6 protein-coding genes are annotated in these 6,787 nt (G+C 38.7%); 1 reads left to right on the top strand and 5 read right to left on the bottom strand.

What is annotated here, in order from left to right; all coding sequences use genetic code 11:
- Positions 1–4 precede the first annotated feature (4 nt).
- The gene (pyrB, locus tag KSO91_RS09385; RefSeq protein ID WP_238742697.1) at positions 5–940 is read right to left on the bottom strand and encodes an aspartate carbamoyltransferase; all 936 of its coding nucleotides are present in this window, start codon (positions 938–940) and stop codon (positions 5–7) included.
- A gap of 134 nt (positions 941–1,074) precedes the next feature.
- Here pyrB and dacB point away from each other — a divergent pair, with 134 nt between their 5' ends.
- The gene (gene dacB, locus KSO91_RS09390; protein WP_238742698.1) at positions 1,075–2,520 is read left to right on the top strand and encodes a D-alanyl-D-alanine carboxypeptidase/D-alanyl-D-alanine endopeptidase; all 1,446 of its coding nucleotides are present in this window, start codon (positions 1,075–1,077) and stop codon (positions 2,518–2,520) included.
- 50 nt (positions 2,521–2,570) lie between these two features.
- On the opposite strand, the gene KSO91_RS09395 is transcribed toward dacB, so the two are convergent.
- From KSO91_RS09395 to KSO91_RS09410, 4 genes are all read right to left on the bottom strand, one after another.
- A complete protein-coding gene (locus tag KSO91_RS09395; RefSeq protein WP_238742699.1) occupies positions 2,571–4,103 on the bottom strand; it encodes a hypothetical protein in 1,533 nt (510 codons plus the stop codon).
- A 216-nt stretch (positions 4,104–4,319) separates the two neighbouring features.
- Complete coding sequence (locus KSO91_RS09400) at positions 4,320–4,733, bottom strand: hypothetical protein (RefSeq protein WP_238742700.1); 414 nt, start codon at positions 4,731–4,733, stop codon at positions 4,320–4,322.
- Between the two features lie 4 nt (positions 4,734–4,737).
- Entirely contained in the window at positions 4,738–5,532 is a 795-nt protein-coding gene (locus KSO91_RS09405) for a Cof-type HAD-IIB family hydrolase (RefSeq protein WP_238742701.1), read from the bottom strand.
- Positions 5,520–6,611 (bottom strand): alpha/beta fold hydrolase, encoded by a 1,092-nt coding sequence (locus tag KSO91_RS09410; protein ID WP_238742702.1) that lies wholly within the window; start codon positions 6,609–6,611, stop codon positions 5,520–5,522. Before KSO91_RS09410 ends, KSO91_RS09405 begins: the two co-directional genes overlap by 13 nt.
- Between the last annotated feature and the right edge of the window lie 176 nt (positions 6,612–6,787).

Genomic DNA, 6,787 nt, shown 5'->3' on the forward strand with positions numbered 1-6,787 from the left:
GCTATTAACCTTTTATTTGGAATTGGTTTGTTAACAGTAAGGCAAGTAATGCCTGCCTGGCATAAACGCCATTTTGAGCTTGTTGAAAATAATAAGCATAAGGCGTGTCATCTACATCGCTATGAATTTCATCGATACGTGGTAATGGGTGTAATACTTTTAAATTATCACGCACATTCTCTAACATTTGCGCATTTAAAAGAAAGGCAGATTTCATATGTTGGTATTCTGTTTCATCAAAACGCTCTTTCTGTACGCGAGTCATATATAACACATCAAGTGAATCAATAACTTCTTCGATACTTTTATGTACAGAATAGTTTATCCTTTTACCGTTTAATTCCTCCAGTATGTAATCGGGCATCGCTAACGCATCCGGGGCAATGAAGTAGAAATTACAGTTAAAAAGCGACAGTGCTTGTGCTAGAGAGTGTACTGTTCTGCCATATTTCAAGTCACCAACAAATGCAATATTAAGGCTATCCAGAGTGTCTTGGGTTTCATAAATAGTAAACAGATCAAGTAACGTCTGTGTTGGATGCTGGTTGGCACCATCGCCGCCATTTATGACCGGAATATTTGCGAACTCAGCAGCTAAACGTGCAGCGCCCTCTTGTGGGTGGCGCATAAAAAAAGCATCTGCATAGGAGGCGATCACTTTAACCGAGTCTGCTAAGGTTTCCCCTTTCTGCGCTAAAGAGGTATTACCGGCACTATCAAAGCCAATAACACTTCCGCCTAAGCGTTGTACTGCTGTTTCAAATGAAAGGCGAGTTCGTGTTGATGCTTCAAAAAAACAGCTGGCAATCACTTTGTTTTTTAACAGCTCTGGCTGTGGGGTCTCTTTCAATGAGAGCGCTGTTTGTAGAATAAGTTCGAGTTCGCTGCGCGATAGATCAGCGATGGAGATAATATTTTTTTGGTATAGCGGGTTATTCATCGTTTCAGACTCATAGTTAACCAGTGGCGTAAAAAAATTATAGCACTGCTATAGAATCAATTCTGCATGTTTAACTGTTTTCGTTATAGATTGACGCTATGATGTGATTTGTGTTTTTTTGGGGTACTGGTTTTATGTCTAAGTGTTTTTTCTGTTTTATTATTTTTATCTTGCCGGTCAATTTATTTGCCAGTGACTGGTTAGCACTGCACCCCTTATTGCCTAAAGGTACGCAGATCTCATATATGGTCGTTGATCCGGCTCAAAATAAAGTTATCACACAATATCAGCAATCGCTGTTACGTACTCCGGCGAGTATGCAAAAATTACTAACGGCAACGGCGGCTAAATTATATCTAGGCAGTCAATTTCGTTATCAAACAACTATTGAAGGGGAAAAAAGCAATATCAATAAGCAGCGTTATCAAGGTGATCTGATAATGCGTTTTGTAGGAGATCCAACTTTACTGCGCAGTGATATTAGTGGCATGCTGAAATCCTTAAAGCAGTTAGGTATAAAGTATATTGCTGGTGATTTTTTACTTAACCAATCTCATTTTAGTGGTTATCAATGGAGTAACGGACAGGCTTGGAATGATTTAGGTGTCTGTTATACGGCTCCTAGTAATGCGATTATAGTGAATAAAAACTGCGTATTAGGTAATTTAAGTTTGAGCCACCCCAAGGCAAAAAAAGCAACACTGTTTATTCCCGGCTATGAGCCTGTTGATATTAGTAGTGATGTTTCTGTGGTCACAAAAGCGCAGCGTAGTGCGCAATTCTGCGAACTTGAAGTGACGCGTAATAGTCACAATCAATATTCTCTTTGGGGATGTATGGTACCACGTGAGCGGCCATTTGCTTTGGCCTTCGCTGTAAATGATCCGTTCGCCTATGCGCGGCAAATAATCGCATCTGAATTAATGAAGGTTGGGATCATATTAGAGGGGGAAATTAAACTTGATAGCAATAATACGAGTTCTGTTGGGGATGTTTTAATCCGCCATCAATCGCCGCCCTTGGATGAAATGCTACGAATAATGGTGAAGGAGTCTGACAATTTAATTGCAGACAGCTTATTTAAAACCTTAGGTGCAGCTTATTTTCGGACTGCGGGTAATTTTCGTAATGGTGGGCAGGCTGTCAAATTAATATTAAAAGAGCAGGGTATTGATTTGGAAAATGCTTATTTAGCAGACGGCTCTGGTTTATCTCGGCATAACTTAATGAGTGCTGTGCTTTTTATGACCGTGCTTGAGTATGTCTACCACAATGATAGCCGCTTAAACTTATTATCTAGCTTTTCAGTGGCGGGAATCGATGGCACGCTTAAGTATCATCAAGGTGTGCGAGGTAAATTATTAAAGGGTAAAATCATTGCTAAAACAGGTTCAATGCAAGGCGTTGCTAACCTGTTGGGGGTTGTTAAGCGAGATCATGGTGATAGGCTTTTTGTTTTAATTTTGAATGGTTACAACTTAGCAGAGACTGCTTTATCTGAGCATAAAGAAAAGGATAAAAAAATTTCTAAATACCACTTTGAACAAGCATTTTTTGAAGCAATAATAAAACCGGATTAGGGTGTCTTTCAAAAGGGAGATAACTCCCTTTTAAGTGCGATAGAAATTATTTACAGCTTAATCGGAAACCATTCAGCTGGGGGGCCTTGAGAAAATAAAAGGATCCCTGTTGATTCTTCTTGTTTGTTTACGGCTTGTAAATCACGACTATTAATTGGATAGCTGATACCATCAAAGTCGAGTTTAAACCATTGTGTTTCTTTTTTGATTAGCAGGCTTTGCCATAAATAATGTTGAGTCTGTGCAATGATGATCGGGGCATGCACCCTCGATATACGGCTTGAGAAACGGTAACCGTTTTCAATGCCTTCAAAAATAAGCATTTCACAGCCATTTTTCGAGCACCAATCAAGAAGTACAATGGCATCTTTAATACCATCGCCATTAAGGTCATATTTGACTGAACTAAATTGAGTTTCTTTGGGATCGGTGCGATGAATTTCAAAGTACTGGTTAATCGCTTTTTGTATATCAAGGTCGATACTTGCCACGGGCTTAATGTTTTGAGCTGTGAATACACGATCCATACGTTTAACAACGATTTCCTCGTGGGCTTTGTGATTCATTTTATTAAAGACTAAACCGGGTGGCGTAAAAGAGGTTAATATGTTGTCTTTATTGATCTGTTGTATGTTAAGGGTTAATCCTTCCCGATGGAAAATCAGCTCTTCACGAATTATTGTCTGACCTTCTCGAGTTAACATTACAACCACTTTATCGGGTGAATTGCTTTTCCAAAAACCGCTTTTGTTTAGGGTTTTTGTGCCAATCTGCTCTTGATATTCTACGCTATAGTCTTTACTAAGCGTTAAATTCGATATTTTTCCTGCCATTTTATTTAAATAATAACCAGAGAAATTGTCTTCAGTATGCAGCCATCCAGGCTCGCCACAGCCGCTAAATTCTCCCCAAACAGAATCTACTTTTGCACTATACCCCCAATATTCTTTATTTTTTAAATCGTAGCAATGGCTTGGCCGAATCGTTAAGTCAAGTTTTTGCTGTTCATCATTAATGCTTTTTACACGGTTAATTTGAGTTGTTTTAAAATTAGCATTCGTGACTTGGTAAACCTGATTACGTGCTTTGGTTGCAAAAAATAGCTTTTGTCCCGTAATATTTAAACGCCAATAGGGGGCATTCCCTTTTCCCTTAAATTGAAATGATTGGGTATGCTTCGCACATTGTAGCGACAGTTTGGCGAGCGCCATATGATGCACGTGATCAATACGCATTATCGCATCTTGTTCTTGATTTCCGGCCTCTGGAAAAATTATTTCTCCTGTAAATTCGATATAAACAGGATCTGATTTTGTTGCTGCGATCTGCTCATAAATATTACGCAATGCGGCATTCGCATTAACAGAAAAAGTTTGTTCAGTAGCGCATATTTTAAAGTAAGCTTGGCCGTCTTCGAGGCTAAATTGTCCTCTAAAATTACCCGTCAGTATTTTTGAAAAGTCCTGCTTAAGAACATCTTTTTTAATAATGGGGGCTGCTTTTATTGCCGCAGGAGGTATTGTTGAGCTACAAGCAACAGCAAAAAAAAGAGGTACGCATAATAATAAGTGAGGTAGACGCATAAAAAACCTTAATTCAGTAATATTAATCGGCTGATGAGCGATACAGTTACCTTGCAGTATAACAGCGCCCTCCTTTATTTCACTATATCCAAGTTGATGCAAGGGATTGTCTTATTTTTAAGCGCTAAATGAGTGTCTACACAACACTTTCTCCGTGAATTTATTAAAGGCAATAAAAAGGGCCTAGACCTTTTTTATTTGTGCAAATAAAAGCAATTAAAAATGATAACGAAGACCAGTCGCAAATTGCGCGCCAAACTTGGCGTTATCATCAAAATCAAGATCTGGTGATATTTGTACGTAAGCATTCCAATTTTTTTCAAAGTTCAGGTTTAAGCCTAACGGCAAGCGTACACCAAAACCCTTATCCCACTCATTATAGGCACCGCCCGCAACATACCATGTAAAAGGAACGTCCATGTTAAATCTGCCTTGTTTAAATATATAATCAGCTGCAATACCCCTGTTTCCTACCATTATGCTGAATTGTTTATTTATTAATGCTGTGGCACCAAAGCCCATATCAACAGCAAAACCTGCTTGAATCTCCATTTTGTTATCAGCTTGTGCTGATAACGAGAGGAGCGTTGATAAAATGGTAATCGTTGTTATACATGTTTTTTTTATCATGATTTCACTTCGCTAATAAATTATTTAAAAAAATAGCTACACCATCTTCTTTGGAAGAGAGAGTATATTCTGCAACCGGCAATGCTTGACGTAATGCTTGTTGGGCATTGGCCATTAGCACCGCTTTGCCTACCAAGCTTAGCATCTCAACATCATTCATGCCGTCTCCAAATGCAATGGCGTCTTCAATTTGCAAGCCCTTGTCCTTCAACACCACTTTTACAGCTTCGCCTTTATTGGTGTTTGCATGCATTACTTCTAAACATTTATCTAATGAAAAGGTAAGATTTATTCGATGGCCATAGCGGTTATTTAATAATTCATAAATGGGTTGCAATAATTCAGGCTCCGCCCAGAAAAATATTTTAATGGTATCACTTTTATCTAGTGCACTTAGATCCGTTGCGACACAATCGAATCCAGCATCTAATCCCATTGCATCAAGGTCAGGGATACAGTGGTTGGCATACCAATTTTGATCGGTAAATAAGTTTATTTGCACGCCATCATCAAATTGGTTATCACAAATCCATTGCGCAATATCGCTGCCAAGATTCTGCCGATGGATTATCTCTCCTTGTTTATTATGCACCCTCGCCCCATTGCAAGTAATTAAATAAATGGGCGAACCGATAGAGGCTTGCAGCTTTTTTGCTTCAATATAATGGCGACCTGTTGCGATAACAAATTTACGATTATTGTCAATCCAACGCTTTATGCTCTCTTTCGTATTTGGGGAAATGCGGTGATCTGGTCCCAGTAAGGTGCCATCAAGATCAGAAATGGCTATTTTGTACATGTTATTTTACCTTGTTGTGATTTTTCAAAAAAGTGAAGCGCAGCACTTAATGCGGGCACTCGGTAGCGATCGCTTTCTAATAAGATCTCATGTTTGGCTCCTGAAATATTGAGGAGATTATTATTTTTGCAAAAAGTGACCTTGTCACTAAATCCAGTTTGCCCATCGCGAGTTACAACTGTATCTGCACCTGCCTGAATGATTAACACCGGGACCGATATTTTACTTGCATTTGCCACTGCCTGCTCAGTGGCACTTATACTTTCACTCACCCAACGCATGGTCGGAGAACCAAGTTGCGTCTCTGGATCCTGTATAAATGTATGCTGTGCCGAATAAAAGCGCAATTCACTCGAGGTTACTTCATTTTCAGCAAAGGTTTTATGTTGGTAAGCACCACCAAAAAATATATAACAAGCTTGGTCGCTAAACCAACTGCATATTTCGGCACTGCTATAAGTTATTATTTTAGCGATACTGGTGGGGATCCCCCCTAAATTGATTGAAAACATTGGACTAACAAAAACGCTGGCTTGGAATGGATGGGGATATTGTTCAAGATATAAAGCAGTGATCGTGCCCCCCATGGAATGTGAGAGTAGGTAGCGTTGTTGATAGTTTTTCTGTAAATCAAGTGACATCACATAGAGATTGAAATCATCCACATAATTTTGAAATTGAGTTACGTGGCCTCGATATTTATCGCCCCCTAAACGCTCAGAAAAACCTTGCCCACGATGATCAATTAAATACAGATCATATCCCTGCCGGCTAAGATCATAGGCGACTTCTTTGTATTTTAAAGTGCTTTCGTTGCGCCCTTGGCTGATCACAATGGCTTTACTATTACCTGTTTTTATAGCTACGGTGTAAATTTCTTTATTATCGGCACCCATGAAGCGCTTTGATTGTGAATTTTTTTCCCAAAAATCGTTTATTTTAGGGTTGAAATTTTCACTAAGTTGATTTTCAGTGCTAAGTTCGAAATTGTTTTCAAGCATATCTGCCGCCGAAAAAGTAAAGGTGCCAAAAATAAGGCAGGGAAAAGCGATTAATATCGATACTTTTAGTGAGCGCATGATGTTTTCCAATCTTGTATTAATAGCAAATTTAATAATTATCTATTCATTTATTTTGGTTAAAATGGCTGCTAACTAACTGCAAATAAAATTTGCATTTTTGTTATTAATTACAGCAACTAGCTGCTGTAATCAATGCCTTATTCCTAACCATTTTTTCTGCTCCTAAATAACAC

It is taken from the genome of Psychromonas antarctica, assembly GCF_022267535.1.
In the GTDB taxonomy this organism is placed as follows: Bacteria; Pseudomonadota; Gammaproteobacteria; order Enterobacterales; family Psychromonadaceae; genus Psychromonas; species Psychromonas antarctica.

Bases quoted from the DNA above. Each gene is read 5' to 3' on its own strand.
- KSO91_RS09405 (WP_238742701.1), bottom strand. From the start codon at position 5,532: ATGTACAAAATAGCCATTTCTGATCTTGATGGCACCTTACTGGGACCA.
- dacB (WP_238742698.1), top strand. From the start codon at position 1,075: ATGTCTAAGTGTTTTTTCTGTTTTATTATTTTTATCTTGCCGGTCAAT.
- KSO91_RS09410 (WP_238742702.1), bottom strand. From the start codon at position 6,611: ATGCGCTCACTAAAAGTATCGATATTAATCGCTTTTCCCTGCCTTATT.
- KSO91_RS09395 (WP_238742699.1), bottom strand. From the start codon at position 4,103: ATGCGTCTACCTCACTTATTATTATGCGTACCTCTTTTTTTTGCTGTT.
- KSO91_RS09400 (WP_238742700.1), bottom strand. From the start codon at position 4,733: ATGATAAAAAAAACATGTATAACAACGATTACCATTTTATCAACGCTC.
- pyrB (WP_238742697.1), bottom strand. From the start codon at position 940: ATGAATAACCCGCTATACCAAAAAAATATTATCTCCATCGCTGATCTA.